Annotated in this window: 24 protein-coding genes; 11 read left to right on the top strand and 13 right to left on the bottom strand. The window is 70.9% G+C overall.

From position 1 onward, the window contains the following. Position 1: 1 nt before the first annotated feature. The 4 genes from ACH4EW_RS18660 to ACH4EW_RS18645 all read right to left on the bottom strand — a co-directional run bounded on the left by ACH4EW_RS18660 (position 2) and on the right by ACH4EW_RS18645 (position 6,748). Positions 2 to 880: a DUF5707 domain-containing protein gene (locus ACH4EW_RS18660; protein ID WP_398258122.1), complete on the bottom strand. Its 879-nt coding sequence runs from the start codon at positions 878 to 880 to the stop codon at positions 2 to 4. A gap of 261 nt (positions 881 to 1,141) precedes the next feature. Next, the gene (locus ACH4EW_RS18655; protein WP_398258120.1) at positions 1,142 to 2,074 is read right to left on the bottom strand and encodes a hypothetical protein; all 933 of its coding nucleotides are present in this window, start codon (positions 2,072 to 2,074) and stop codon (positions 1,142 to 1,144) included. Positions 2,075 to 2,278: 204 nt separating this feature from the next. After that, on the bottom strand, positions 2,279 to 5,485 hold the full coding sequence (locus tag ACH4EW_RS18650) for a sacsin N-terminal ATP-binding-like domain-containing protein (protein ID WP_398258230.1): 3,207 nt from the start codon (positions 5,483 to 5,485) through the stop codon (positions 2,279 to 2,281). 327 nt (positions 5,486 to 5,812) lie between these two features. Beyond that, on the bottom strand, positions 5,813 to 6,748 hold the full coding sequence (locus ACH4EW_RS18645; RefSeq protein WP_398258118.1) for a DUF3027 domain-containing protein: 936 nt from the start codon (positions 6,746 to 6,748) through the stop codon (positions 5,813 to 5,815). 322 nt (positions 6,749 to 7,070) lie between these two features. Between ACH4EW_RS18645 and ACH4EW_RS18640 the strand changes: the two genes are divergently transcribed. Genes ACH4EW_RS18640 through ACH4EW_RS18625 form a run of 4 tightly spaced genes read left to right on the top strand, consistent with a single transcriptional unit; the run spans position 7,071 to position 10,601 of the window. After that, positions 7,071 to 8,501 carry an MFS transporter gene (locus tag ACH4EW_RS18640; RefSeq protein WP_398258116.1) on the top strand — a complete coding sequence of 477 codons (1,431 nt, stop codon included), beginning with the start codon at positions 7,071 to 7,073 and terminating at the stop codon, positions 8,499 to 8,501. Positions 8,502 to 8,528: 27 nt separating this feature from the next. Then, positions 8,529 to 9,008: a DUF2771 domain-containing protein gene (locus ACH4EW_RS18635; protein WP_398258114.1), complete on the top strand. Its 480-nt coding sequence runs from the start codon at positions 8,529 to 8,531 to the stop codon at positions 9,006 to 9,008. Positions 9,009 to 9,040: 32 nt separating this feature from the next. Continuing rightward, complete coding sequence (locus ACH4EW_RS18630) at positions 9,041 to 9,763, top strand: futalosine hydrolase (RefSeq protein WP_398258112.1); 723 nt, start codon at positions 9,041 to 9,043, stop codon at positions 9,761 to 9,763. After that, positions 9,744 to 10,601, top strand: coding sequence for a 1,4-dihydroxy-6-naphthoate synthase (locus tag ACH4EW_RS18625; protein ID WP_398258110.1), 858 nt, complete (start codon positions 9,744 to 9,746; stop codon positions 10,599 to 10,601). Before ACH4EW_RS18630 ends, ACH4EW_RS18625 begins: the two co-directional genes overlap by 20 nt. Positions 10,602 to 10,644: 43 nt before the next feature. Here ACH4EW_RS18625 and ACH4EW_RS18620 read toward each other — a convergent pair whose 3' ends face one another. Continuing rightward, positions 10,645 to 11,028, bottom strand: coding sequence for a cold-shock protein (locus tag ACH4EW_RS18620; protein WP_072485776.1), 384 nt, complete (start codon positions 11,026 to 11,028; stop codon positions 10,645 to 10,647). Positions 11,029 to 11,263: 235 nt separating this feature from the next. On the opposite strand from ACH4EW_RS18620, the gene ACH4EW_RS18615 reads away from it, so the two are divergent. Next, positions 11,264 to 11,488: a hypothetical protein gene (locus tag ACH4EW_RS18615; RefSeq protein WP_398258108.1), complete on the top strand. Its 225-nt coding sequence runs from the start codon at positions 11,264 to 11,266 to the stop codon at positions 11,486 to 11,488. Between the two features lie 388 nt (positions 11,489 to 11,876). Here ACH4EW_RS18615 and ACH4EW_RS18610 read toward each other — a convergent pair whose 3' ends face one another. Then, positions 11,877 to 12,938 carry a MarR family transcriptional regulator gene (locus ACH4EW_RS18610; protein WP_398258106.1) on the bottom strand — a complete coding sequence of 354 codons (1,062 nt, stop codon included), beginning with the start codon at positions 12,936 to 12,938 and terminating at the stop codon, positions 11,877 to 11,879. Between the two features lie 637 nt (positions 12,939 to 13,575). Between ACH4EW_RS18610 and ACH4EW_RS18605 the strand changes: the two genes are divergently transcribed. Together ACH4EW_RS18605 and ACH4EW_RS18600 are read left to right on the top strand one after the other, a co-directional pair. Continuing rightward, on the top strand, positions 13,576 to 14,463 hold the full coding sequence (locus tag ACH4EW_RS18605) for a helix-turn-helix domain-containing protein (RefSeq protein ID WP_398258104.1): 888 nt from the start codon (positions 13,576 to 13,578) through the stop codon (positions 14,461 to 14,463). Further along, entirely contained in the window at positions 14,460 to 14,645 is a 186-nt protein-coding gene (locus ACH4EW_RS18600; protein WP_398258102.1) for a DUF397 domain-containing protein, read from the top strand. The genes ACH4EW_RS18605 and ACH4EW_RS18600 overlap by 4 nt, the downstream gene beginning before the upstream one ends. On the opposite strand, the gene ACH4EW_RS18595 is transcribed toward ACH4EW_RS18600, so the two are convergent. Further along, positions 14,623 to 14,898, bottom strand: a complete 276-nt coding sequence (locus ACH4EW_RS18595) for a hypothetical protein (protein WP_398258100.1) — start codon at positions 14,896 to 14,898, stop codon at positions 14,623 to 14,625. The two genes, ACH4EW_RS18600 and ACH4EW_RS18595, sit on opposite strands and share 23 nt — an antisense overlap. Positions 14,899 to 14,943: 45 nt before the next feature. Further along, a complete protein-coding gene (locus ACH4EW_RS18590) occupies positions 14,944 to 15,330 on the bottom strand; it encodes a VOC family protein (RefSeq protein ID WP_398258098.1) in 387 nt (128 codons plus the stop codon). 62 nt (positions 15,331 to 15,392) lie between these two features. Here ACH4EW_RS18590 and ACH4EW_RS18585 point away from each other — a divergent pair, with 62 nt between their 5' ends. Beyond that, a complete protein-coding gene (locus ACH4EW_RS18585; RefSeq protein ID WP_398258096.1) occupies positions 15,393 to 16,358 on the top strand; it encodes a helix-turn-helix transcriptional regulator in 966 nt (321 codons plus the stop codon). 126 nt (positions 16,359 to 16,484) lie between these two features. On the opposite strand, the gene ACH4EW_RS18580 is transcribed toward ACH4EW_RS18585, so the two are convergent. The 5 genes from ACH4EW_RS18580 to ACH4EW_RS18560 are packed head-to-tail and all read right to left on the bottom strand — an operon-like array spanning position 16,485 to position 17,998. Further along, positions 16,485 to 16,730 carry a DUF397 domain-containing protein gene (locus ACH4EW_RS18580; protein ID WP_398258094.1) on the bottom strand — a complete coding sequence of 82 codons (246 nt, stop codon included), beginning with the start codon at positions 16,728 to 16,730 and terminating at the stop codon, positions 16,485 to 16,487. Next, complete coding sequence (locus ACH4EW_RS18575) at positions 16,723 to 16,914, bottom strand: DUF397 domain-containing protein (protein ID WP_398258092.1); 192 nt, start codon at positions 16,912 to 16,914, stop codon at positions 16,723 to 16,725. Before ACH4EW_RS18575 ends, ACH4EW_RS18580 begins: the two co-directional genes overlap by 8 nt. An 11-nt stretch (positions 16,915 to 16,925) precedes the next feature. Further along, positions 16,926 to 17,117: a DUF397 domain-containing protein gene (locus tag ACH4EW_RS18570; protein WP_398258090.1), complete on the bottom strand. Its 192-nt coding sequence runs from the start codon at positions 17,115 to 17,117 to the stop codon at positions 16,926 to 16,928. Positions 17,118 to 17,128: 11 nt separating this feature from the next. Beyond that, positions 17,129 to 17,347, bottom strand: a complete 219-nt coding sequence (locus tag ACH4EW_RS18565; protein ID WP_398258088.1) for a Scr1 family TA system antitoxin-like transcriptional regulator — start codon at positions 17,345 to 17,347, stop codon at positions 17,129 to 17,131. A 27-nt stretch (positions 17,348 to 17,374) separates the two neighbouring features. Then, entirely contained in the window at positions 17,375 to 17,998 is a 624-nt protein-coding gene (locus tag ACH4EW_RS18560; RefSeq protein ID WP_398258086.1) for an HAD family hydrolase, read from the bottom strand. Positions 17,999 to 18,118: 120 nt separating this feature from the next. On the opposite strand from ACH4EW_RS18560, the gene ACH4EW_RS18555 reads away from it, so the two are divergent. From ACH4EW_RS18555 to ACH4EW_RS18545, 3 genes are read left to right on the top strand one after another with little or no spacing between them, the layout of a single operon-like run. Then, positions 18,119 to 19,129, top strand: a complete 1,011-nt coding sequence (locus ACH4EW_RS18555; RefSeq protein WP_398258084.1) for a FecCD family ABC transporter permease — start codon at positions 18,119 to 18,121, stop codon at positions 19,127 to 19,129. Next, the gene (locus ACH4EW_RS18550) at positions 19,126 to 20,205 is read left to right on the top strand and encodes a FecCD family ABC transporter permease (RefSeq protein WP_398258082.1); all 1,080 of its coding nucleotides are present in this window, start codon (positions 19,126 to 19,128) and stop codon (positions 20,203 to 20,205) included. The genes ACH4EW_RS18555 and ACH4EW_RS18550 overlap by 4 nt, the downstream gene beginning before the upstream one ends. Next, on the top strand, positions 20,202 to 21,092 hold the full coding sequence (locus tag ACH4EW_RS18545) for an ABC transporter ATP-binding protein (RefSeq protein ID WP_398258080.1): 891 nt from the start codon (positions 20,202 to 20,204) through the stop codon (positions 21,090 to 21,092). Before ACH4EW_RS18550 ends, ACH4EW_RS18545 begins: the two co-directional genes overlap by 4 nt. Positions 21,093 to 21,096: the final 4 nt, after the last annotated feature.

Raw genomic sequence — 21,096 nt, 5'->3', positions numbered from 1 at the left:
ACTAGCGCACGTCGACGAAGTCGCCCGCGGTCGTGACGGCCGGGGTGGTGGACGTGCCGCCGAAGCTGTAGCGCCAGTAGCCGTCGACCGACGCCTTGACCGTGGTCTTCAGGTTGCCGGTGCTGTTCGTCTTGATCGTCTTGACGGTGGTGTAGGTGGAGCTGTTCTTCTTGCGGAACTGGAGCTTCACCGACTGGCCGGTGTAGCCGTGGTACGCGTAGTCCTCCCAGTTCGCCCGCGACAGCTTGCCGGTGACCGTGATCGTCCCGCCCTTCTTCACGGGCTCCGGAGCGGCGTTCACCGTCAGCTTCGACAGCCGCTGCACACCCACGGTCTTGAATGCCTCCTTTACGGCGGCGCTGGTCTCGTCACCGGAGACCGCGGCCACGGCGACCTTCCAGGTACCGGCCAAGGAGTTCTTGTACAGGTGGTAGCGCGGGTCGATCGTGAAGGTCGCCTTGCACGTCGACGTCGTGGCGTTGACCTTGGTGCACTTGGCCCCGTCCTCGTTCGACTCGACCGCCCCGTCCACGGTTTCCGGCAAGGAGAGGTCCTTGCCGTGCCAGAGGGCGATGAAGGCTTCGGAGATGCCGGAGGAGTGCGAGGCGGTGAACGTGGCGGAGACCGTCTTGGAGGCGGTGGTGCCCAGGACGATGTCCTTGCCGCCGTTGACGACGACCTTGGAGATGACGGGCTCCGACGTGGCCGCCGCCGCACTGGCGGCCTTCGGCGCGCCCTGCGGGTCGCTGCCGAAGAACTCGGCCACCGACGTCGGGATGTGCGGCAGGTTCGCGGTGTCGTCCGCGTGGGCGGCCGGGACGGCCAGAGCGGACAGAGCCAGAGCGCCGGTGACGGCAGCAACGGTCGTACGAATACGCATGTGTTTCCCCCGGTGGAGAAAGGGCCCCGCGAGTATGTGATGCGGACGGGCAGGGCTCGTTTGGTTTGTGGATCTGCTGACTCGAAAGACCAGACCTCTCACGCATGTGAAGGGTTGTACGCGAAGTGGGTTTTCGCGCGTCGTCCCGCGGCGCGAGATACGGCGGCATACGCTCCGGGCCGTGCCCGGGGACGGGAGCCGTCCCCGGGCACGGCCCGGAATGGTGCGTGTGGCGCGACGGAAATTACGTCACGTCGACAATTACCTCACGTCGACGAAGTCACCCGTGGCCGAGACGGCCGGGGTGGTGGACGTACCGGCGAAGCTGTAGCGCCAGTAGCCGTCGACCGACGCCTTGACCGTGGTCTTCAGGTCGCCGGTGCTGCTCGACTTGATCGTCTTGACCGTGGTGTACGTGGAGCTGCCCTTCTTGCGGAACTGAAGCTTCACCGACTGGCCGGTGTAGCCCTGGTACTTGAAGGTCTCCCAGTTGGCCCGCGACAGCTTGCCGGTGACCGTGATCGTCCCGCCCTTCTTCACGGGCTCCGGAGCGGCGTTCACCGTCAGCTTCGACAGCCGCTGCACACGGGCGGTGCCCAGGCCGTCCTGCAGCGCGAAGCCGATCTTGGAGACATCGGGGTTCATCGGGTCCTCGCCGTTGTAGTCGACGGCGAAGCCCATCGCCTTCCACGTCGTGGCGTCGGCGTTGCTCATCAGGTCGTACTGCGGCCAGACGGCGATCTGCCCCTTGCAGGTGGCGACCGTGGAGGAGACGGCCTTGCAGGTGGGGTCGACATCGCCGTAGAGCTCGTTCGTCGGAGCATCGAACGAACCGCGGTAGAGGTTGACATCGAGCTTGAAGTCCGAGGCGAAGATGTTCACATCGGCGGCGTGCGTCACGGTGAACGTGGTCGGCACGGTCTTCGTGGCGCTGGTGCCCACGACGATCGGCTTGCCGCCGTTCACCGTGAACTTGGAGAAGGTGAGGTCGAGCTGGCCGGGGGTGCTGGCGGCCGCGAGGGAGCGCGCGCCGGCCTTGGCGCCGGAGTCGGCACCGCTGGTGGACTGAGCGGCGCGCGCGACGTCGCTGACGGTCGAGCGGTGCGCGTCGTCGGCCTGAGCCGCCGACGGAATGACAAAAGCGGAGAGAGCCAGGGCGCCGGTTACGGCGGCCACGGTGGCACGAGTGCGCATGTACATTCCCCAACATGGAGAAGGGGGCCCGCGGAGGTCGTCCGCCCACAGGCCCACGATCGTCTGTGAAGCCTGATGGCTTCACAGACGAGACCAACGAGACACGTGAATGGTTGTGTGGCTGTTGGGAATTTCTTGTGCATGCACCCCGCGCCCCGGCGCCGATGTGCTTCTGACGGCGAGGTCGTAACCCGCTCCGGTCCGTCAGTCGAACCAGCGGTCCCTGGCCAGTTCGTCCGTACGGGACGGGTCCTCCAGCAGCGCCGCGACCTCGAAACGGCGCGGCCACTGCCCCGCCGCCCAGGCCAGGCCCGCAGCGACGCCTTCCAGCGTGGCGGCGTGCACGGTCCCGTCGGGGGTGCGGTGCCAGTCCAGTTCGACGCCGCCCGCGCGCAGCTCGCCGTGCTCGACGTACGTGTCCGGGGTTCCGGCGCCGAGCAGGACCCGCACCGAATCCGGCACTTGGTGCTCCTCGCCCTCCGTCGTCACCTCCGCCTCGACGCTCTCGCCGAGCCGCCGTACCTGGAACAGCTCGGCCAGATCGGCCGCGCGGGCCGGCGCGACCGGGAGCAGCGGGAGACCTCCGGCGAGCGGCAGCAGATCCGGGGCGTCCGCGATCACGGCGTCCGCGGCGTCGACGACCCGGACCTCGCCGTCGACCACGGCCCGCAACGCGTCGGGCAGCGTGACCTGCTCGGGGTCGAGATCGGCCAGCGCCGTGTACAGGGAGTGCAGTTGTACGGGGCCGACCTCACGGTCCTCGTCCGCGAGCCGGCCGAGAAGCTCGGCGGCACCGCCGGGCTCGTCGAGGAGGGCGGTCACGGACGTCCGTACGCCGAGGGCACGAAGCACCTGGGCGTCGTCGAAGCCGGTCGCGTCGGCCGAGTCGTACAGTCCGGCCAGTCGCGGGTCGCCGCTCGCCGTCCGCAGGCCGGCCGGGCGGCGGCCGTCGAGCACGGGGTGGTCGCGCAGCCACCAGGCCGTGTACGGGCGGACGGACCGGGTCGTGCCGTCGGGCAGCAGCACCCGCACCGGCTGGGTCAGCGCGTCGCGCAACGGCGGCAGGGCGAGCAGGGCGAGCGCCTGCGGCCAGGCCTCGTCGTCGACGAGGTCCAGGTCGCGGACGGCAACGAGTTCGGTGGCGACCGGCGGCACGGGACCGTCGGGCAGCTGGTCGAGGACGTCCTCGCACCACACGTCCACGGCGTCGAGCAGGCCCGCGTCGTCGGGCTCGGCGAAGTCGCCCTCGCGGGGTTCCAGTTCGTCCGGGTCCAGAACGACGTCGGTGGCCCGCACGAGAGCGAAGGTGGCGAGCACACCGCAGGCGGTGAGCGGCTGCTCGCCCCAGCGATCGGTCAGCTCCTGGTCGCAGAGCGCGAGTTCGCCCTCCCGCATGATGGCTGCGAACGGACTGCCGGGCAGCACGAGTTCACTGGCGGGAGCCTGTTCGCCGTCCTCGTCGGGCAGGGCGAGCGCGCCGAGCCAGGGCTCGTCGCCGGGTGCCAGTTCGGCGTCCCGTACGAGGGTGAGGACGGTCTCGGCGAGCTCTTCCGCGTCCAGCGCGTCCTCGTCCCAGATCTCGCCCGCGTCCAGCGACCCGGCGACGGCCGCCCGCACCTGCGGGGTCGTCAGCACGGCGCGCGGCGTGGCCGGCAGGGCGCCCAGCTTCTCCAGCAGCGGATGGGCGGCGTCCGGGTGCGCGACCTTCAGCCCCAGCCGGGCGAGGCGGCCCAGGACGGGGCCGGTGAGCGCGTCGGGGAACGGCAGGAGGACCTGGCGGGGGCCGATGGCGGTGCGCGGGGCGGTCGGGATCTCGGCGTCCTGCGCCTGCGGCGTGCCGGCGAGCGGGACGGGCAGGCCGGAGAGACGGTCCGGGTCGATACCGGACAGGCTGTCGTACAGTCGCCGCCACCAGCCGGGATCGCGCTCCAGACCGGCGAGACGGTCGATCGCCTCGGTCAGCGGCACGCGGGCGATGCCGAGGGTGCGCAGTTCGCTGCGGCGCTCGAGTCCGGCGGGCAGCAGGCACGGCAGGACCTCGGCAAGCACCCGTACGGTCTCGGCGCCCACACCTTCCAGCACCTCGGCCTCGATGGGGCGCAGCGCGGTCGTGGCCGTCTCGCGGATGCCGTCCGTCCGGGCGTCCCAGGTGTCCCAACGGTCCGTTGCGGTGGTGGCGTCGCGCGGGGCGGCAGGCTCCAGGAACGCGACGCGCGGCAGCCGCGCCAGGATCGCGCCGCGCAGGGCGCCGTCCAGTTCGCCCTTGCCGAGTGGTCCGGGGACGAGGTCGATCGTGTCGATGGACACCGGCTGCCAGTCGGCGAGCAGTTCGGCGTACGCGTCGGCCGCACGCTGGACCAGGAAGTCGGTGAGCGGTCCTGGCGCGGGGTGGCGGCGGGTGGTGTCGAGCGGCAGCGACGCGATGAGCAGCGCGGGGATACCGAGGGGTTCGTCGGTGGGGGTCGGCGCGTGGACGACGGGGACGGTGCGGGGGCGTACCGGAGCGCCCTCCGCGTCCACCGGAACCGCCCAGGTGACCGACCAGTGCGGGCGCAGCCGTTCCTCGCGGGGCCGGTCGGCCAGCAGTGCGGGCTCGACGGGGCCGTGCCGGGTGACGGTGCGCCAGCGGTGCGTACCGCGCGCGGAGTCCTCGACGTGGGTGTACGGGCCGTGCTGCGACCGGCGCAGCGTCCGTACGGCCTCCGGGGTTTCGATCACGATCTCGTCGAGGCCGCGCAGGGTGAGCAGGAGCGCGTCGTCGACCGCGTCGAGCAGCCGGACCACGAGGTCCTCGGCGCCGCCGTCGCGCAGCGGGAGAACGACGACGGTGTCGTACCCGTCGGGCGCGGTGCCCTCGGCGGGCAGCGGGAGCCTCAGCAGGGGTACGTGGCCGTCGCGGCGGCGGAGCTCGTCGCCGAGGCCGGGGCTGGCGACGGCCGTCCTTGCGGCGAGGTCGCGGGCCTCGGCGAGGGACCAGCGGACGCCTCCGTGCCGGCCGACGACGGCGGGCTCGTCGCTCACCGCGAGCACGGCGGCGAAGCCGACGCCGAATCTGCCGACGGCTCTCTCGTGGCCCTCGCGCTTGGCGGAGGCGCGCAGGGTGGAGAGCGATTCCACGCCGGTGGCGTCGAGGGGGACGCCGGTGTTGGCGGCGGCGAGTACGGCGGGGGCGTCCGCGGTCGCCGGGTGCAGGGTGAGGCGGAGCCGGCCGGGGACCTGTGCGCGGGCGGCGGCGTCGGCGGCGTTCTGGGCCAGCTCGACGACGAGGCGGTCGCGGTAGCCGCCGAGCGCGAGGTCTTCCTCGGCGTTGGCGTCCTCGCGGAATCTGGCGGGGCCGGCGCCCCAGGCGTCGAGCACGCCGCGTCGCAGCCGTGCGGTCCCGAACGGGTCGGCCCCCTCGGTCGCATTCATGCTCACGCTCTGACTCCGCTCTTCCGGTTGTGCCTTGCCCGTGCCGCCAGTGTGCGCCTGAAGGTACCGGGTCCTCTCACCGGACGGGGCATCGCGAACGGCGCTCCGCGCGGGGGTGCCCCCCTTATGACCTCGAACGCCGGACGGGCCGGGTGCGCCCTGGCAGCAAAAACAACCCCGTCCGGCGACTGAGGAAAAAGCGGTCGCCGGGCGAGCCCGCAGACTCAGTGGCGGTTCGCCGGGCGAGCCCGCAGACTCAGCGGCGGTTCGCCGGGCGGACCCGCAGACTCAGCAGCCGGGCAAAACCGGGAGAAACCCTCGCCCCGCTCAGGAGTGGCCGAGATCCTCCGTCGGGCTGTCCGGTTCCGCCGGGACCGAGCCGGAGTCCCGTGCCGGACGCAACGGATACTCGTCCACCTGCATCGTGTCCAGCGCATGCGGCGCCGGCTTCGGCGGCTTCGGCATCACCGCCGCCTCCGAATGCCCACCGCACCCGTACGACAGCGACACCACATGCCCGTCCGCCGGACCGAACTCGTTCGCGCACACCCCGAACGCCTGCTTCAGCGAACCCGCCAGCGGCACCAGGAACGCGCAGGTGACACACGACGCCGGAGCCGCCTGAGCCATCGGCGTCTTCGCGCCGAACGCCTCGTCCCACCGGTCGGCCGCCGTGTGCAGCCCGTACCGCGACAGCACCCGGGCCCGCCGCATACCGAGCTCCTCCGCGACCGCCGCGATCGAGCCCCGGCTCGTCGTCGCCGGGCGCGTCGTCAGCTCCGCGTCCTCCGCGTCGACGAGGTCGGCCATCTCCTTGGACACCTCGGAGACCGCGGAGTTCGGCGACGGCTCGTCCTCACCGCTGTAGCCGGGCTCCAGGCGGATGTCTTCCGCCTCGGTGGGCAGCAGATCGCCCGGTCCCATGTCGCCGGGGCGCAGCCGCTCGCTCCACGGCACCCACTCCGGAGCGAGGAGGGCGTCGCCGCCGGGCAGCAGAACCGTCTCGTCAAGGGTGACGTTCTTCGCACGGGACGCCCGGGCGACGGTCACCGCCCAACGCCAGCCCCGGTAGCCCGGCTCCTCGCACTCGAAGAAGTGCGTGACGACCCGGTCACCCTCGGAGACCACGGCCACATGCTCACCGACGACCCCCGGCGCGGCTGCTTCCTCGGCCGCCGCGCGGGCGAGGTCTACCGCCTCGGCGCACAGACGGTCGAGGACGGGGGTACGGGCCGTACGGCTTCGCGTCGTCGCAGCACTCACAGGTCTCGCTTCTCTCCTACGCCAGTCTCACGAGCGCGCCAGCACATCCATCGATTTTCGGCCATGACGGATGCGGGCGGAGCGGACCTGGGGGCCGCGTCGACGTCCACACCCGTTGTGCCTGCCTCGGGCGCACCTTCTGCTATCCATTCTGCGGGATCGCCGATAGGCGCGCGGCCGAGAAAAACCGCCGGTGGCGCGCTACGCACGCTACCCTCTCCGCCGCTCCCCGCCCACCTGCCCGTCCCAATCAAGGCCGCATCCGGCGCCGCGCGCCGCGCAAAGCCCGCCTCGAAGCCCGTCACTGGGGCACTATGACGGGGTGACTTCCGCCAGGTCGCACAAGGATTCCGGCCCGCTCCGCAGGACGGGCCGGACGATCGGTCATGCCCTCCACACCCCGTTCACCGGCACCGCGAAAGGCATTCGGAAGGCGACGCACGCCCACGGCGCCGGGGAGTCCGGGCTCGGCAAACTGATCGAACTGCATGCCGTGAACGGCGCGGGCGATGTGCTGATCACGATCGCGCTCGCCTCGACGGTGTTCTTCTCCGTACCGACGGACGAGGCCCGTGGCCGTGTCGCCCTCTACCTCGCCGTCACCATGGCGCCCTTCACCGTCCTCGCCCCGGTGATCGGCCCACTGCTGGACCGTCTTCCGCACGGCCGTCGCGCCGCGATGGCCGGTGCGATGCTGGCCCGTGCGGTGCTCGCGCTCACCATGTCGGGCGCGGTCGCCACCGGCGGCCTGGAGCTGTATCCGGCCGCGCTGGGCGTCCTGGTGTGCTCGAAGGCGTACGGAGTCGTACGCAGCGCAGTCGTGCCGCGTCTGCTGCCACCCCGCTTCTCCCTGGTGAAGGCGAATTCACGGGTCACCCTGGCCGGGCTCCTGGCGACCGGGGTCGCCGCCCCGATCGGGGCGGTGCTGCACACCATCGGGTCCGCCTGGCCGCTGTACGGCGCCTGCGCCGTCTTCCTCGGCGGGACCGTCCTCGCCTTCACACTGCCGCCCAAGGTCGACTCCTCGAAGGGCGAGCGGAAGGCCCAGCTGGTACCGCCGCACGGTGTGCTGTCCCCGCGGCCCGAGCCGAGGAGAAACAGAAAAGCGAGGAGCTGGGAGAGGACGAGGGGCCGGGAGAAGAACGGCGAGAAGCGGCCCGGGCTGCGATCCGTGGGACCGTCCGTACTGAGCGGGCTCCAGGCCGGCGCCGCGCACCGCGCGCTGTCCGGCTTCCTGATCTTCTTCCTGGCGTTCCTGCTGCGCGAGCACCCGCTCGCCGGGCAGAGCGCCGCCGTCTCGCTCGGCATCGCCGGTGTGGCGGCCGGTGCCGGCAACGCGCTCGGTACGGCGGTCGGCTCCTGGCTCCGGGCCCGCGGCCCCGAGGTGATCGCCGCCTCGGTGCTGACCCTGGCCCTGGGGGCCGCCGTGCTCGCCGCGCTCTTCTTCAGCACCCTCACGGTCGCCACGCTCAGCGCGACGGCGGGCTTCACCCAGGCCCTGTCGAAGCTCGCGCTGGACGCGATGATCCAGCGCGACGTGCCCGAAGAGGTACGGGCATCCGCGTTCGCCCGGTCCGAGACCGTGCTCCAGACGGCGTGGGTGGCCGGCGGCGGCATCGGCATCGTCCTCCCCCTCAACGGCGTACTGGGCATGTGGGTCGCCGCGGGCGTCCTCGCCCTGGGCGCCGCCACGTCCGTACGGGGGCTGCTGAGCGCCGCGCGGCGCGGCTCGCCGCACCCCCGCGTGGCGTGAGCGGGAGCGACCGATAGCCTTCGGCCCATGACCGTTGCGTTCTTTTCCGGTAAGGGCCGTCGAATCGGCGTCACTCTTGGTGCCGTGTCCGCGGGACTCCTTGCCCTCTCCGCCTGCAGCAAGCCGACGCCGCTCGCAACCGTGACGGTCGGCGGCAATTCGGTGAGCACCGAGGCGTCCTGCTACAACGACGGCAAGCCCCTCAATGCCTCCGACTACCAGAGCTGCCTCAACAAGAAGGCGGAAAAGTCCGTCGAGGTCGCGATGGACGACAGGGTCCGCTTCGGCGTCGACCCGGAGATCGCGGACAATGGCTGGACCCTCTTCATCAACGGCCAGCAGGCAGAGCCGGAGCCGTACAAGAAGACCTACCGGTCCATCCCGGGCAGCGCCTTCTTCTCCAGCCAGACCGGCGAGACCACGAACAAGGCGCAGATCAGCATCGTGGAGACCCAGGGCAAAAGTCTCGTCGGCGTCTGGCACTTCGAGCTGACGAAGACCTCCTGACCTCCTCCTCCTGAACCCGGAGGATCTCCCCCGTGCGTGTGCTCGTCGTGACCGCTGTCCCAGCAGAACGGGACGCGGTCACACGTGCGTTCGGGGACCTGTCCGAAGTGGACGTGCACGAGGTGCCCGGCGCACAGGTCCACCGCGTGCGCTGCCCCGGCGGCTCCGGCGTTGCCGACGTCCTCGCGGGCGGCGCGGGACCGGCCGCCGCGGCCGCCGCGACGGCTTTCGGTCTTGCCTCCGGGCCGTATGACCTCGTCGTCTCGGCCGGAATCGGCGGCGGATTCGCGCCCGTCGCCCCGGTCGGCTCGCTCGTCGTCGCGAGCGGCATCGTCGCCGCCGACCTGGGCGCGGAGACCCCCGAGGGCTTCGTGCCCGTCACCGGTCTGGGCTTCGGCCGCGACCGGTTCACGCCGCCGCCCGCGCAGGTACGCGACGTGGCCACCGCCACCGGCGCGCTCACCGGCGAGATCCTCACCGTCTCCACCGTGACCGGCAGCGCCGAGCGCGCCGCCGCCCTGCTCGCCGCGCACCCGCGGGCCGCCGCCGAGGCCATGGAGGGCTTCGGCGTCGCCGAGGCCGCCGAACGGACGGGCCTGCCGGTGCTGGAACTGAGAGCGGTCTCGAACGCCATCGGCCCGCGCGACCGGGACGCGTGGCGCATCGGCGACGCGCTGGCCGCACTCACCGGGGCGTTCGGGAAGCTCATCCCCGTACTGGAAGGCTGGACCCACCATGACCGACACGACTCATGACCCGTTGAGCATCGCTTTCTCGCCGTGCCCGAACGACACCTTCGTCTTCGACGCCTGGGCGCACGGAAGGGTCCCCGGCGCGCCCGCCCTCGATGTCACCTTCGCCGACATCGACATCACCAACACCATGGCCGAGCGCGGCGAACTCGACGTGCTCAAGGTCTCGTACGCGGTGCTGCCCTGGGTGCTCGACGAGTACGCGCTGCTGCCGTGCGGCGGGGCGCTGGGACGGGGCTGTGGACCGCTCGTCCTGACGAAGGAGCCGGGCACGGACCTGACGGGGAAGACCGTCGCCGTGCCGAGTGAGCGCTCCACCGCGTATCTGCTGTTCCGGCTCTGGGCGGCGGAAGTGGTGCCGGGCGGCGTCGGCGAGATCGTCGTCATGCCGTTCGACGAGATCATGCCCGCCGTGCGCGACGGGAAGGTGGACGCCGGTCTCGTCATCCACGAGGCCCGATTCACGTACCAGAACTACGGGCTGCACAACCTCGCCGACATGGGCCGGCACTGGGAGGACACGACCGGGCTGCCGATCCCGCTCGGCGCGATCATCGCCAAGCGGTCGCTGGGCGCGGACATGCTGAAGCTGCTCGCCGAGTCGGTGCGCACCTCGGTACGGATGGCCTGGAACGACCCTCAGGCATCACGGCCCTACGTGCTGGAGCACGCGCAGGAGATGGACCCCGCCGTGGCGGACCAGCACATCGGGCTGTACGTCAACGAGTTCACCGCCGACCTCGGCGAGGACGGCTACGCGGCGATCCGCGGACTGATGACCCGCGCGGCGGCCGAGGGGCTGGTACCGCCCCTCGGCCCGGACGCGCTGTCGTTCGCCTGAGACCGACCGGCACATGGGCGGCGGTCGGCCCGAGTGGCGTGAATCACACGTCGAGCTGGTCGGCGACCGCGCGCAGCAGGCCACCGATCTTCTTGCCGGCTGCCTTGTCGGGGTAGCGGCCGCGCTCCAGCATCGGCGTGATGTTCTCCAGCAGGGTGGTCAGGTCCTGCACGATGGACGCGAGCTCGTCCGGCTTGCGGCGCTGTGCGGCCGCGACGGACGGGGTCGGGTCCAGAATCGCCACCGAGAGCGCCTGGTCCCCGCGCTGACCTGCGACAACGCCGAATTCGACGCGTTGGCCGGGTTTGAGCGCGTCGACGCCGTCGGGAAGCACCGAGGAGTGCACGAAGACGTCACCGCCGTCGTCGCGGGAGAGGAAGCCGAAGCCCTTCTCGCTGTTGAACCACTTGACCTTGCCAGTCGGCAAAGCACGCACCCCATCTCAACCCGTATGCCGGAAACCAAGCCTCAGCAGGTCAGGCTATCCAGTGGTGGTGCTCCCCTGCTGCCAGAAGCCTCCCCAGGTGACGTACCCCGCGTCAAGCCTGGTCATCCGGACTACTGTCCAGAAACGGTGCTTGCGCCGTTCATCCCTGCCGTGCGGCGGGTCGTCGGCCCATGCCGTGGGGCGGGTCGTCGACGTCGGGAACTACCCTGGCGGGGTGAGCACTACTCCTTCTGGCGCAGGTGACCGGCTCGTCCGGATCGGCGCGATCGTCTTCTTCATCGGGGCACTGGCCACACTGGTCACGATGGCCCCGCTCTTCCTCGGTACCGATCCGCTTCCGCCCATCGCGTGGTCGCTGTGCATGCTGATGGGGGTCGGGTTCCTGATCGCCGCGGCAGGCGTGGTGCGGTCGGTGCGGGCGGGGGCGCCGAAGGGGTAGGACCGGGGCGCCCGGCGGGCCGTTTCTGCCTCGCGCCGGACGGGCTGATCCGCCGGCCTTCCTGACTCGGTGGACCAGTACGCAGCCGTAGACGTGATCCTGCCGGACACTGCAGACGTTGACGGCACTGTCAGATAAGCAGTCTGACCCAGCGGCTCCACTGCTCCTCGGCGTGGTATCCGGCGTCATAGCCCTCACCCCTCAGATGCCGGACACCAGAACTCTGCTGGCCGGGCTCCACGTCGGCGGGCCCCGATCTACGGGTGAACCGGACGGGTGGTGGGGCCGTCGTTCAGTTGTGCACTGCTGCCGCACAGGCGCTGGTGTCGGTCGAGGCGCCCCGATATCTCCAATCCGCGGCCTCCCGCCGAGCTCTGCGCGGGGCCGTTCAGGGGCTGCGCATCAGGTCGCGGAGGCCGGCGACGAGGGCTGCGACATCGCGTTCGCCTTGCTCCGGGGCCGCCGTGTCGGGCGATTCCGGCTTCTGGTGCACGGTACGGCAGGGGGTGCAGAGGCCGTCCGGGAGTGCCTCGGCCGGGCCGGGACGGCCGCATTCGGCGCACTCGACCAGGAGACCGCGCACGGGAGTTCCGGGCGGGCCCGGTGCCGGGGCCGGTGCCGTGGGCAGTTGGGGCGGCATCTTGTCGGTGAGGCGGCGGCGCATCAAGCCGATGGGGGATCCGATTTGCTCGGGAAGCCCGGCGGTGAGCGCCGACGTCAGGTAGTCGGCGCTGACACCGCGCGCGAACCAGGCGGCGGCAAGTGGCTCCAGGGCGGCGCAGTCGGCGGCGGAGAGCGCCAGGCGGGGTTCGCGGCGACCGAGTTCGGCCAGGGCGAGGTAGGCGGGGGAAGGAGCCGCAGCAGCCGGAGGGACGGCTGCGACCGGTACGTATTCCGGCGCCGGGGGTACCGGCGGGTTCGGCCCGGGGTGCGCCGTGGTGCCTGCTTCCAGCGGCCGGTCCGGGGGCGGCTCCGCAGTGCGCTGCCGGGGTACGAACGGTTCGGGCCCCGGCTCTGTGGAGGGTACGGATGCCTGCTCCGACGCGGCGGCTCCGCCCGCGAGTTGGGCGGCCCACCACTCGTTGTCGTGAGCGGCTCGTGACCAGTAGGTGAGCGTCACCCATCGGCGCTGGCCGTCCCCCTCCACCCGGCAGCGCACGCGGCGCAGGTGCCCGGCCACGGCGAGTGCGCGCAGGGCGGTACCGATGGCCATCTGGCCGTACAGGGGCAGGTCTTTGGCCAGCGACTTGATGTCCATGGCGGCGCCGTCGGGCAGGCGGTCGACATACCCGGCGACATACCGCTCACGCTCCGGCAGGAAAGCGAAGTCGTCCACGCCGGGTTGGCCTTGGCCGGGGATGGACTGCTTGCCGTAGCCGGTGCGGGCCTTGCGGTACGGGCGTGATGCTGCGGGGGCGGGGAGCGTGGAGTTAGGGTTCTGAGTAGCCACGAGATCGTCTTTCTTTGGTGGTCGATCTTGGGTGAGACCCCGGCCGGTGCAGTGAACACCGCGTCGGGGTCGATTCGTTGAGGGCACCGTAAGCAGCCGCGACCCTTCGCCACAACTCGCTCACAATTAGTCATACTTGCAGGCCATGGCGGGGTGGGGAGGGCGGGGAGGTTTCCCCTAAGCCCCTACCTACCTCCCGGATGAAGAACACCGCTCGAATCCCGATTCTTGGACTCCGGCCCTCGAACCCCGAAGCTCAAGCGTCGGCCCGCACACCTCTACCAGCCCCCGAACGAGTGACAGGACGGTGGGCGACGCTCGAACCCCGAGACTCGGGACCCAAGTTCCGGGGCCGCCGCCCAGGCTCCCGCCAGGCCCGGCAGCCCCGTCAAGGCGAGCCATCGCGCGCTTCCGCCTGAGCAGAAGTGCAGCTACTGCCTCCTCGACCTGCGGGACCGGGGCTGGCGGTCGAGCGTCCCGCACATGGGGAAGACGCCAGGATGCACCGACCCCCGCCGTGCGTACGCTGAGTCAGCGTACGCACACAATCGGTGGACAGTACGTATCACGCGACGTGACGATGGAGCCGAGTCAGAAGCGGTACGGCGGGGCGGGTGCGCGCGAAAGGTGGCCGACGGTGGCCTACGAAAACACGGACGACGGCGCTGCGGGAACGGCGCCAGGAGGAACGGGCGCGGGAGCCGGCGCCGAGCCCGGGGTGTCGGACAGTCTGCGCACGTTCGGCGCGTTCGTCCAGGCCTTACGGGAGCACGCGGGCCTGAGCCGTGAGGAGTTCGGCGACCTGGTCCGCTTCTCGAAGCACACGGTCGCCTCGATCGAGCAGGGCCGCCGGATGCCGGACCGCGACTTCGTGGAGCGCGCGGAGGTGGCGCTCGGGAACACCGGTGCGTTACGGAAGGCGGCACCGCATCTGACGCGGCAGGCGGGGCTGGCGAGTTGGTTCCGGCAGTGGGCGCGGGTGGAGACGACAGCGATCAGCCTGTACACGTACGAATGCCGGGTGGTGCCGGGCCTGTTGCAGACGGAGGCGTACGCGCGGGCGGTGTCGCTCAACGTGCCGCCGCTCCCCGACCCGGACGAGCTGGAGGAGCGGATCGCGGCGCGGCTCGCCCGGCAGGAGCTGTTGGCAGTGACACGGAAGCCGCCGACGGCGTTCAGCTTCATCGTGGAGCAAGCGGTGCTGGAGCGGTGGACGGGCGGGGAGGCGGTGACGCGGGAACAGCTCGACCGGCTAATTGAGTTGATCCAGCGGAACTGGAACGTGGAGTTTCAGGTGATGCCACTGCGGCAGCCGTCGCACGCGGGGATGGACGGGCCGATCATGCTGGCCGAGACGCCCGAGAACCGGTGGTTCGCTTACTCGGAGGGACAACAGAACGGACGGCTGATCGCCAGCGTGAAAGAGATCAGTCTGCTCCAACAGCGGTATGCGAAACTGCGCTCGCAGGCCTTGACCCCCGAGGACTCCTTGGGCCTGCTGAAGCGATTGCGAGGAGCGCTATGAGCACGTCCGAACTGGCTTGGTTCAAGAGCAGCTACAGCGGCTCGCAGGGTGACGCCTGCATCGAGGTGGCGAAGGGGGCGCAGGCGATCCACGTCCGGGACTCCAAGGACCGGCTGAGCCCCGAACTCGCCCTCTCCCCCACCGCCTGGAACGACTTTGTCACCTACGCCGCCCAGAGCTGACCTTCACGCCCCGCCCCGGATCCGTCCGGGGCGGGGCGCTGTCGTTCGCCCTCTTCAACCGTGCGGAGAAGTGAGCGTCGCGCACCTCCTTCTCGCGCTCGGCCTTGTAGAAGGGGGCGGCGTAGCCCTCGGGAGGCTCGTGCCGCTCCTTCTTCTGGTAGGCGAGGAGGTGCTCGTAATGCTCCTTGGTCTGGCCGTGACCGTGGGCATACGGGTCCTGTGCCAACTGCCTTCCGCTGGCGTCGAACCACATGTGCGACCTGGGTGCGCGATCTGGTCAGCGGTCTGCAGGTCGTGCTCAGACCAGGGTGGAGATGCAGAACGGGTGGCCTGCGGGGTCCAGCAGAACCCGCCATCGGTCGGGGTCCGGCTGGAACTCGGGCTCGACGGCTCCCAGGGCGAGCAGCCTGGCCCGGGCGGCATCCAGGTCATCGGTACCCAGTTCGATGTGGGCCTGCTTCTCCTGGGAAGGGTCTGGCCAGGTGGGACGCCGATAGTTGGCCACCCGGTTGAACCCCAGGCCGGCCGCGCTTTCCTGGCCAAGCAAGATGAAGTCGTCAGTGGAGTACACGACGGGCAGGCCAAGGGCGTCGCCGTAGAAGCGGGCCAGTTCGGCAGGATCTGGGCAGTCGAATGTGACAGCTGAGTAGCGGATCGTGGGTGCGGATGTGTTTCCAGTGCTCATGGGGAGAAGCTATGACGGGACCAGGACAGATTCGGTCCTGGTCATGCGGGATACTTCAGGACGTGATCAGCACGTCCGCCCGCCTGCTGCGACTGGTCTCACTGCTGAACACGCGGCCGTCGTGGACTTGCGGCGAACTGGCCGCCCAGATGGCGGTCACCGAGCGCACGGTGCGGAGGGATGTCGCCAGGCTCCGGGAGCTCGGCTACGGAGTCGAGTCCGACCCCGGGCCTTGGGGCGGCTATCGCCTCGGTGCCGGGGCCCGGGTGCCGCCGTTGATCCTCGATGACGAAGAAGCACTCGCCGTGGCTGTGGGGCTGCGCGAGGCTGCGCTCAGCGGCGTTCTCGGCGGCGGCCAGGCCGCGCTGTCGGCTCTGCTGAAACTGCGACAAGTCCTGCCACCGCGGATCGCAAACCGGCTGAGCGAGATGGACGCCGCCTTCGTGCACACCCTCAGGCCCGACGAGCCGCAGATCGCACCCGGCATGCTGTTGGAACTTGCTGCCGCGTGCCGCCGGGGCGAGCGCAGTCGCCTGTCGTACCGCGATCGGGAAGGGAAGGCCACGGTCCGGGACGTCGACCCATACCGCCTCGTGAGCACGGGACGCCGTTGGTACTTCGTCGCCCGGGATGTGACACGGGGCGAGTGGCGGACCTTCCGGGCGGACAGGGTTGGCCAGATACAGTCCACCGGGCGCCCGGTGGAACTCATCGACCCACCCGACCCGGCGACGCTCGTCTCCCGCTCCATCGCGACCGGCGCCTATCCCCTCTATGTGACGATTCTCCTTCCGTTGCCGGTGGAGCAAGCGCTGCAACTGGTCCCGCCGACGGTTGGTACCCACCGCCCGGATGGCCCGGACGCCACGATTGTCGACATCGGCGGCCCCAACGCGGATGGGCTCGCCAAGTACCTCCTCAGCCTGGCCACACCGCTGCGGGTCCCGTCACCCGACGATGTGCGACAAGCCCTGTTGCGCCGTTCCCAGCAACTCTTCGAGGACAACGTGACCGGTCAGCCCCGGTAGAGCCATGGAGCGACGTCGCACGGGAACGAGCCGGGCCCGGGGTCGGGCGCCGAAGTCGTCACCACCGAGCGGCCCCGCGTGGGCTTCGACGGACAAGGTCTGACCGGCTGAGTGAGGCGAAAGGTGTCAGAAGACCGGGTGCTCGCCGGCGAGTTCGGTGAAGTGGTCGAACTCGCCGGCGATGACGCCCTTGGTGAAGGCGTCCCATTTCGCCTGGGTGGTCGTGACGATGTTGGTGGGGTCGCCGGTCTCGCGGAGGTACACGAGTTCGTCCGGGCCGAAGGCGATCTCGATCCAGGGGCCGGGGCCCTCCTCGCCCTCGGGGGCGGCGCGGATCCAGGTCAGGTCGGCAGGGATCTGGCGGTCAGTCATGAGCGCGGTTCTCCTTGAGGGTGCGTACGAGGGCGGTCCAGGCGGCCGGTGTGGTGTGGAGTATCGCTCCGGTGGGGTCACCGCTCTCGGTGAGACTGACCGTGCCGGGGGTGGGTGCGGCTACGTGTACGCAGGAATCGCCCTGGGCGCAGTAGGACGACTTCTCCCAGGCGGGAGCGGGCATGGTGGGTTCCCTCACAGGTCGCGGGCGATGTTGCGGACGGCGCGTACGAGAGCCGCCCAGGCGGCCGGTGTGGTGCGGAGTATCGCTCCGGTGGGGTCACCGCTCTCGGTGAGGCTGACCACGCCGGGGGCGGGAGCGGCCACGTGCACGCAGGACTCGCCTTGTCCGCAGTACGAAGACTTCTGCCAGTCGCAGGGGCGCATGAGGGGCTCCTTCACAGTTCGTTGGCCAGCTTGCGCACGAAGTCCATGCTCCGGGTCGGAGCGAGGGCGACTGCTTCCATCCGGGCCGGCAGGAGTCGGTACGCCTCAAGCTCCGCCTCGGCATCTACCAGGACGGGTCCGTGCGACTGGTCCAGAGAGACAGTGTCGAGTCGGGGTGCCGAACCGTGCATGTACAGAATTGTCTGTCCTGATCCGGGATAGGCGCCCATGGCGTGAACCCGCGCCCGCCACAGGCGCTACGCCGCGTACGCGTCCAGCCAGGACGGAAAGTCCGTCAGGGACGACAGGACGACGTCCGCCCCCGCGGCCCGGAGCTCCTCCGCATCGCACGGGCCCGTGGTGACCGCCACCGAGAGCGCTCCGGCCGTGCGGGCGCCCCGTATGTCGCCGGTGTGGTCGCCCACGTACACGTCCGCGCCGTGCTCGCGCAGGGCCTCGCCCTTGGCCTCCGCCCACAGGCCGCCGATCAACGCGTCGGGTTCCATCCCGAGGTGCGCCAGGTGGAGTTCCGCGCTCGGCCGGTGCTTGGCCGTGACGACTATCGCCCGGCCGCCACGCCCACGGATCGCGGCGAGCGACTCCCGGGCGCCCGGCAGCGCGAGACTCGGGGCGATGGCGTATGTGGGATAAATCTCCCGGTAGCGGTCGGCGGTGGCGGCCACCGCATCGGCCGGAAACCAGTTCCGCAGCTCGTCGTCGACGGGCGGACCGAGCCTGCTCACCACCAGGTCGGCATCGATCGGCGTCCCCGTCTCGTCGGAAAGCGCCAGGTAGGCGGCCTTGATGCCGGGCCGGGTGTCGATGAGCGTCATATCGAGGTCGAAGCCGACCGTCAGCGGGTGCGAAGGCATGGAGTCCATTGTCGTGGGCCGGACGCGGCAGCGGAACGTCGTACCCGTCCCGGTACGGGCCTCGGGCCCCGAAGTCGGCGTGCTTAGACTTAGCCAAGCCTAACTTTGCTTCGCTTCCGATTGGGTCCGATGTCAGCCGCCGCACCACGCCGCCCCAGACGCGCACTCGCGACGGCGGCGGCCGTCGCGGCGCTGCTGGTGGCGGTACTTCTCAGCCTCGCCGTGGGGGCCCGCTCCATACCCCCGTCCGAGGTGATCGACGCCCTGCTGCACGGCGGGCACTCCGACGCCGCCGAAGTCATCCGGAACATGCGGGTGCCGCGCACCCTGATCGGGCTGATGGTCGGCGCGGCCCTGGCCCTCGCGGGCACGGTGCTCCAGGGCATCACCCGTAACCCCATCGCCGACCCCGGCATCCTCGGCATCAGCCAGGGCGCCTCGGTGGGCGTGGTGCTGGCCATCGCGTACGCCGGGGTCCACACCCTGACGGGGTACGTGTGGTTCGCGTTCGCGGGGGCGGCGATCGCCTCCGTCGCCGTGTACGCCATCGCCTCCAGAGGGCGCGGGGGCGCCACCCCCGTGAAACTCGCCCTCGGCGGCGCAGCGATCAACGCGCTGCTGGTGTCGGTGACGACGGCGGTGCTGACGACCAAGGCGTCCGCGCTGGACGAGTTCCGCTTCTGGCAGGCCGGCTCCATCGCCGGACGCGAGGCCGAAGTGGCCCAGCAGATCTGGCCGTTCATGCTGGTCGGGACCGTGCTCGTGCTGTCCGTCGCCCGCGGGCTCGATGCGCTGGCGCTCGGCGAGGACGTGGCGAAGGGGCTCGGGCAGAAGGTCGCGACGGTACGGATCGTCGGCGGCATCGGGGCCACCGTGCTGACCGGTGTCGGCGTCGCGGCGGCTGGCCCGATCGCGTTCATCGGACTCGCCGTCCCGCACATCGCCCGCCGAATCGTCGGCAGCGACCACCGCTGGGTGCTGCCGATGGCGGCACTGATCGGGCCCGTCATGCTGCTCGTCTCCGATGTCATCGGCCGCATACTCTTCCCGCCGAGCGAGGTCCCGGCGGGCGTGATGACGGCGCTGATCGGCGTTCCGTTCCTGGTCACGCTGGTACGCCGGAAGGCGGTGCCCGCATGAGCGACACCACTGTCCGGGTGCGGCCCGCCGGGTACCACGTCGTACGGATCGGGGCGCGAGGCCGGTTCCTGCTGCACCGGCGGGCGGCCGTCGTCGCCGCCGTCCTCGTCGCCTCGCTGGCCGCCGTCTGTGTCGCGTACCTCTGCGTCGGCGAGAGCTTCGTCGCGCCCGGCGAGGTCATGAAGGTGATCCTGGGACAGCCGTCCCCCGACGAACTGGTCGTCGGCACGCTGCGGCTGCCGCGGATGGTCGTGGGGCTGCTGGTCGGCGCGGCGTTCGGGGTCGCCGGTGCGCTGATCCAGACCGTCGCCCGCAATCCGCTGGCCAGCCCCGACATCATCGGCATCACCCAGGGGGCGAGCGCGCTCACGGTCGGCGCGATGACCTTCGGCGTCACCTCGTACACCGTGCTGCCGTATCTGTCCGTCATCGGCGGGGTGGCCGCCGCGGCGCTCGTCTACGTCTTCGCCTGGCGCGGCGGGCTGCACGCCACCCGCTTCGTCCTCATCGGCATCGGCATCGCCATCGCGCTGCGGTCGGTCACCACACTGTTCCTGACGAAGGGCGACTATCTGGTCGCCCAGCAGGCGCAGATCTGGATGACCGGCTCGCTCAACGGCCGCGGCTGGTCCGAGGCCGCGTCGATCGGCTGGACGCTGCTGATCCTGCTGCCGGCCCTCCTGTGGGCCGCCCGCGCCCAGCGCACCGTCTCGATGGACGACGACACCGCGACGGCCCTCGGGGTGCGTCTGGGACGGGTACGGCTGGGGCTCGTCGCACTCGGCGTGATCCTGGCGTCCGTGGCGACCGGGACGGCCGGTCCGATCGACTTCGTGGCGCTGCTCGCCCCGCAGATCGCCCGCCGGATGACCCGTACCGCGCAGATTCCGCTGTTCTGCTCGGCGTTGCTCGGCGCGGTCATCGTGGTGTTCGGGGATCTGCTGGCACGCAGGCTCTTCTCGCCCACCGAGCTGCCGGTGGGCGTTCTGACGGCGGCGGTCGGCGCCCCGTATCTGATCTGGCTGATCATCCGCGGCCACGGCGGCGGTCGCGGCCGTAGTGGAGGCACCGCATGAGTTCGACCCGTACGTCCGACGCCGAGGCGACCGCGACCAGCCGGCTCACCGTGCGGGAGCTGACGCTCGCGTACGAGGACCGCACCGTCGTCCACGAGCTGGACCTCGCCGTTCCCGACGGCCGGGTCACGGTCATCGTCGGCCCGAACGCCTGCGGGAAGTCGACCACGCTGCGCGCGCTCGGCCGGCTCCTCAAGCCGTGCGGCGGGGCCGTGCTCCTCGACGGCACCGAGCTGTCGAAGATCCCCACCCGGAAGATCGCCCAGTCGATCGGGCTGCTGCCGCAGACCCCGGTGGCCCCCGAGGCGATCACCGTCTCCGACCTCGTCGCCCGTGGCCGGCAGCCGCATCAGCACTGGTGGCAGCAGTGGTCCCAGGAGGACGAGCGGGCGGTGACGGACGCGATGGAGCGTACGGACATCATCGCGCTCGGCGACCGCTCGGTGGACGAGCTGTCCGGCGGGCAGCGCCAACGTGTCTGGATCGCGATGGCGCTCGCGCAGGAGACCGATCTGCTGCTGCTCGACGAGCCGACCACGTACCTCGACATCGCGCACCAGGTGGAGGTCCTGGACCTGGTGCGCCGGCTCACCGCCCCGGCGGCGGACGGCACCCGCGGCCGGACCGTCGTCACCGTGCTCCACGACCTCAACCAGGCCGCCCGGTACGCGGACCACCTGGTCGCCATGAAGGCGGGCCGGATCGTCGCCGAGGGCCACCCGAAGGACATCGTCACCGCCGGTCTCGTGCGCGAGGTCTTCGGCCTGGACGCGGTGATCGTCCCGGACCCGGTGACGGGGTCGCCGCTGGTGGTGCCGGGTGCGCCGTGGACGCCGTCCGGCTCTTCTTCCGCTTCTGCTTCCGAATCCGCTTCTGCTTCCGCTTGAGAAC

Origin of the sequence: Streptomyces sp. NPDC018000 (assembly GCF_044328025.1) — a bacterium.
GTDB lineage: Bacteria > Actinomycetota > Actinomycetes > Streptomycetales > Streptomycetaceae > Streptomyces.
The sequence above is the reverse complement of the archived record's forward strand: the minus strand, read 5'-3'. Positions and strand labels throughout refer to the sequence as shown.

What these genes read in the sequence shown, in the direction of transcription:
- ACH4EW_RS18600 (WP_398258102.1), top strand. Translation starts at nt 14,460, where the DNA reads ATGAGCACGTCCGAACTGGCTTGGTTCAAGAGCAGCTACAGCGGCTCG.
- ACH4EW_RS18565 (WP_398258088.1), bottom strand. Translation starts at nt 17,347, where the DNA reads ATGGGCGCCTATCCCGGATCAGGACAGACAATTCTGTACATGCACGGT.
- ACH4EW_RS18545 (WP_398258080.1), top strand. Translation starts at nt 20,202, where the DNA reads ATGAGTTCGACCCGTACGTCCGACGCCGAGGCGACCGCGACCAGCCGG.
- ACH4EW_RS18655 (WP_398258120.1), bottom strand. Translation starts at nt 2,074, where the DNA reads ATGCGCACTCGTGCCACCGTGGCCGCCGTAACCGGCGCCCTGGCTCTC.
- ACH4EW_RS18635 (WP_398258114.1), top strand. Translation starts at nt 8,529, where the DNA reads ATGACCGTTGCGTTCTTTTCCGGTAAGGGCCGTCGAATCGGCGTCACT.
- ACH4EW_RS18625 (WP_398258110.1), top strand. Translation starts at nt 9,744, where the DNA reads ATGACCGACACGACTCATGACCCGTTGAGCATCGCTTTCTCGCCGTGC.
- ACH4EW_RS18595 (WP_398258100.1), bottom strand. Translation starts at nt 14,898, where the DNA reads ATGTGGTTCGACGCCAGCGGAAGGCAGTTGGCACAGGACCCGTATGCC.
- ACH4EW_RS18550 (WP_398258082.1), top strand. Translation starts at nt 19,126, where the DNA reads ATGAGCGACACCACTGTCCGGGTGCGGCCCGCCGGGTACCACGTCGTA.
- ACH4EW_RS18660 (WP_398258122.1), bottom strand. Translation starts at nt 880, where the DNA reads ATGCGTATTCGTACGACCGTTGCTGCCGTCACCGGCGCTCTGGCTCTG.
- ACH4EW_RS18575 (WP_398258092.1), bottom strand. Translation starts at nt 16,914, where the DNA reads ATGCCCGCTCCCGCCTGGGAGAAGTCGTCCTACTGCGCCCAGGGCGAT.
- ACH4EW_RS18560 (WP_398258086.1), bottom strand. Translation starts at nt 17,998, where the DNA reads ATGGACTCCATGCCTTCGCACCCGCTGACGGTCGGCTTCGACCTCGAT.
- ACH4EW_RS18650 (WP_398258230.1), bottom strand. Translation starts at nt 5,485, where the DNA reads ATGAATGCGACCGAGGGGGCCGACCCGTTCGGGACCGCACGGCTGCGA.
- ACH4EW_RS18580 (WP_398258094.1), bottom strand. Translation starts at nt 16,730, where the DNA reads ATGACTGACCGCCAGATCCCTGCCGACCTGACCTGGATCCGCGCCGCC.
- ACH4EW_RS18555 (WP_398258084.1), top strand. Translation starts at nt 18,119, where the DNA reads ATGTCAGCCGCCGCACCACGCCGCCCCAGACGCGCACTCGCGACGGCG.
- ACH4EW_RS18570 (WP_398258090.1), bottom strand. Translation starts at nt 17,117, where the DNA reads ATGCGCCCCTGCGACTGGCAGAAGTCTTCGTACTGCGGACAAGGCGAG.
- ACH4EW_RS18590 (WP_398258098.1), bottom strand. Translation starts at nt 15,330, where the DNA reads ATGAGCACTGGAAACACATCCGCACCCACGATCCGCTACTCAGCTGTC.